Annotated in this window: 3 protein-coding genes; 1 reads left to right on the top strand and 2 read right to left on the bottom strand. The window is 69.4% G+C overall.

The features are described 5' to 3' along the window. On the top strand, positions 1-805 hold an 805-nt coding region (locus QR77_RS23500), incomplete at its 5' end, for a lysophospholipid acyltransferase family protein (RefSeq protein ID WP_040024116.1). 133 nt (positions 806-938) lie between these two features. Here QR77_RS23500 and QR77_RS23505 read toward each other — a convergent pair. Further along, on the bottom strand, positions 939-2,159 hold the full coding sequence (locus QR77_RS23505; RefSeq protein ID WP_040024118.1) for a DUF5667 domain-containing protein: 1,221 nt from the start codon (positions 2,157-2,159) through the stop codon (positions 939-941). Positions 2,160-2,546: 387 nt separating this feature from the next. After that, positions 2,547-3,341, bottom strand: coding sequence for an ECF subfamily RNA polymerase sigma factor, BldN family (locus tag QR77_RS23510; protein WP_078877058.1), 795 nt, complete (start codon positions 3,339-3,341; stop codon positions 2,547-2,549). Between the last annotated feature and the right edge of the window lie 342 nt (positions 3,342-3,683).

Below are 3,683 nucleotides of genomic sequence, written 5' to 3' on the forward strand. Positions count from 1 at the left end.
GTTCCTGCGGCGGCGGGTGACCGGTGACTACGAGGTCGACGAGTTCGGGTACGACGAGGAGCTCACCGACCAGGTCCTGATGTCGGTGATCCGGCCGCTGTACGAGAAGTACTTCCGTGTCGAGGTGAAGGGCATCGAGAACATCCCGTCGGAGGGCGGGGCGCTCGTGGTGGCCAACCACTCGGGGACGCTGCCGTTCGATGGGCTGATGATGCAGGTCGCGGTGCACGACCGGCACCCGGCGGGACGCCACCTGCGGCTGCTCGCCGCCGATCTGGTCTTCATGCTGCCGGTGGTCAACGAGCTGGCGCGGAAGGCCGGGCACACGCTGGCGTGCGCCGAGGACGCGGAGCGGCTGCTCCAGCGCGGCGAGGTCGTCGGGGTGATGCCCGAGGGCTTCAAGGGCGTCGGCAAGCCCTTCGGGGAGCGCTACAAGCTCCAGCGGTTCGGCCGGGGCGGCTTCGTCTCAACGGCGCTGCGGGCCGGCGTACCGATCGTGCCGTGCTCGATCGTGGGGGCCGAGGAGATCTATCCGATGCTCGGCAACTCGAAGACGCTGGCGCGGCTGCTCGGCATCCCGTACTTCCCGCTCACGCCGACCTTCCCGTGGCTCGGGCCGCTGGGGGCGCTGCCGCTGCCGACGAAGTGGACGATCGAGTTCGGCGAGCCGATCGCGACGGACGGCTATCCGCCGGAGGCGGCGGAGGACCCGATGCTGATGTTCAACCTGACGGATCAGGTGCGTGAGCGGATTCAGCACACGCTCTACGAGTTGCTGGTCCAGCGGCGGTCCGTCTTCTTCTGAGGGCGCGGCGCGGCGGCGCGTGGGCGTACGGCGTACGGCTGAGACGCGCGACTGAGACGCGGCGCTCCCCTGGCTGGGGAGCGCCGCGTCTCAGTGCTGTCGTCGGCGTGCTGTCGTCGTCGGCCGAAGCAGGTCAGTCCGTGTTGGCGTCCCCCGAGTCGATGCCCAGCCCGGGAAGCAGGCCCGGCAGCAGCGGCGGGATCGTGACGTCCGGAGCCGGTCTGGCGCCGCCGTCCTGCTTGTCGGACGGCGAGGGGAGGCCCGGCGGCGGGTTGAGCAGGCCGCCGGTGTTGCCACCGATCAGCCCCTCGTCCGCCGCGCTGCCCGAGCCGGAACCCGACGGGTGCGGTGCGTCGCTGTGCGGGTCCGTACGTCCGTCGGTCCTGCCCGGTGCGGAGGGCGAGGGACGGTGCGTACGGTCGGAGCCGCCGGTCTCCGGGGACGAGCCGGGGCGGGTGGCGCCCTGACTCTTCTCCGGGGGGCGCGGCAGCATGGACTGGAGCGGGGCGACCTCTTGGTCTATGGCGTCGAACACGCCGCTGACCTCGGAGCCCACGTCGTGCAGTTGGACGGGCAGCTTGTCACGCAGCCCGTTCCAGGTGCGGCGATGCGAGGCGGAGAACGAGGAGAGCGTGGCGATCGGGCCCAGTTTGCCGTCCCGTTCGTATGCCTGGTGGAGCAGGCGGTGGCCTTCGGTGGCGTCGTGCTTCATCCCGCTCAGAGCGCGCCGGATCTCGGCCAGGGATTCGTGGTCGAGATGGCCGGAACGGCCGCGCTCCATCAGCCGGCGGATCTCGCTGAGCCGGGTCGACGCATGGTCGAGGTAGAGCCCGCCACGGGCGGAGTCGTCGTCCGCCATGGTGAGCTTGATGTCTTCCATGCCGCGTTTCAGCCCGTACAACGAGTCACCGGGCAGGGCGTCGGAACTGGCAGCGGCCACTCCGCTGAACGCTCCGGCCGCGACACCGACCGTGAGTCCGCCGGCCGCAAGGCTTTTCGACCAGCGGGACCTGGGACGCAATTTCCGGAGCGGGGAGGCCCGGTGGGCGCCCCGGCCCGATGTCCGTTGCTCGGGCACGGTAGGGCCCGAGGACACACCTTCGCCGACTGTGCCTTCCCGCAGCATGGTCTCCATGGCTGCGACGAGCTGCGCCCGTTGCACCACTTTGACCTCGGGGTCCAGCGTGGGTCCCGGTAGTTCACCGAGACCACCTGCCAGGGCCAACAGCCGCCCCTGTCCGGCCGGTTCGGCCGACCCGGCGGGCTGTTCGGCCGCCGCGCCCTGGTCCGTCCGGTCTTCCAGGGCCTGGGCGAAGGCGTTCGCCCGCCGGTGTGCCGAGACGTTCGCGATCACTGGCGGCACCTCCTCTCGTCATGACGATCGACTCCCCTGGGGGTCCGGAAGGTTGCACGCCTTGAGCGCATCCACACGATTGAGTGGGTGGCTGCGTGGCATGGCGTGACCGCAGGGAGCCTGCATCCCGCACAACGAGCGTCGCGGCACTTGGGTTACGCGCGACGGATGATCGGACCAGTGCGTCATCGAGGCGTCACCGGCTGTGAGTTGAGCCGTGCCGGGGCGCGGGTCGGCACGCGGGCCGGAACGCGGGTCGGGTACGGGTGGATCGGGTGGGGGCGGATCGGGTGGGGCCGGACCCGGGGCGGGCGCTGTCCGACGGCTCACCGGTGAATCACCGGTGGAGTCACGGGTGATTCAGGTGATTCAAGGGACAGCGACCGGTCAGCGGGCGTCTTCCGGGAGCAGTCTGGCCAGGGTGCGGACCGCCCGGTACTGCAAGGTCTTGATCGCTCCTTCGTTCTTGCCCATGACCCTGGCCGTCTCGGCGACCGAGAGGCCTTGCAGGAAGCGCAGTGTGACGCACTCCTGCTGCTGGGGGTTGAGCTTCTTGACGGCTTCCAGCAGCGCCGCGTTCGACAGGGACTCCAGGACGGAGTCCTCGGGACTGCGTTCGACCTCGTTGGCGTCGAGCATTTCGCCCGTGGTCACTTCCAGTCGGAAACGGCTCGACTTGAAGTGGTCGGCGACCAGGTTCCGGGCGATCGTGACCAGCCAGGCGCCGAAATCGCGCCCTTGCCAGGTGAAGGTGGAGATCCGGCGCAGGGCGCGCAGGAACGTCTCGCTGGTCAGGTCCTCCGCGGTCGCCTTTCCGCCCACGCGGTAGTAGATGTAGCGGTAGACGGTGTCGCTGTACTGGTCGTACAGCCGGCCGAAGGCGTCGGCCTCACCGGCCTGGGCGCGCTCGACAAGCTCCATCATGCGAGCGCTGTCGCTGTCGGCGGTCGGCCGACGGGCGGTGGGCGAGGCGGGGGTGCTGCTTCTGCTTCCCCGTCTGCCGACCGCCGCACCGCCGCTCGCCAGGGCATAACAAGGTCCGATAGGGCCGCTCACGGCAGGGGCCGGTGCGGCGAAGGCGGGGACGGCGTACGCGGTGGGGACGAAGCCGCGCAAGCGGTCGATGACCGTTGCGCGCAGCGTAGCCAGGCCCGAGGCGTCAACCCCGACGTGTGGGTACACGGGACTCCCAGAGGCAGAGCTTCCATCACGTGCAGTGCGGGACCGTTCACCCGCCGTGGTGACGAGTGGGGTCCGGTATGCGTCTGAGGAGAATAACGCTTCGTACAGGCAGGACTACACCCAGTTGCTAAAATCATCGATTACGTCGCTTCTGTGCCACCTAAGAGGCGGATCGAGTAGGTCTTGATGACCGGTTAATGACCGGATCGAGTCAAGATCTGTTTGCCGCCGTGCTGGGTTGTGGCCGCCTGCGCGTGCTGTGACTGGTGGGCGTGTCCCGCGGGTAAGAGATCCCGATCGGATACGCGAAAGCCGCGCCGGGGGCAGTGCCCCCGGCGCGGC

Origin of the sequence: Streptomyces sp. 150FB (assembly GCF_000818195.1) — a bacterium.
In the GTDB taxonomy this organism is placed as follows: domain Bacteria; phylum Actinomycetota; class Actinomycetes; order Streptomycetales; family Streptomycetaceae; genus Streptomyces.